1 pseudogene is annotated in these 229 nt (G+C 58.1%); it reads right to left on the bottom strand.

Going from position 1 to position 229, the window contains the following annotated elements:
• Positions 1–229 (bottom strand): annotated as a pseudogene (locus QP381_RS09605) (LCP family protein); the annotation flags it as partial.

Raw genomic sequence — 229 nt, forward strand, 5'->3', positions numbered from 1 at the left:
GTACGGTGGAGCCGGCGCCCTCGACATAGTAGTCGGTGGTCCCAATGGGGGGAATACCGGTAAGTCCGGCAGAAGAAGCGTTCTTATAGGCCAGTCCAAGTTTGGCCAGCGAAATAATCCCAGTGTCCGGGTCAGTAGTTAGCGACTCGGCTACCGCGCCCCCAAGTGCTACGTGCCTGAACGGATTGATAATGGAGGCGGGGGAGAGCCCCTTCTTCAGCACCTGATT

Source organism: Pauljensenia sp. UMB6358 (genome assembly GCF_030216865.1).
GTDB classification, from domain to species: Bacteria; Actinomycetota; Actinomycetes; order Actinomycetales; family Actinomycetaceae; genus Pauljensenia; species Pauljensenia turicensis_A.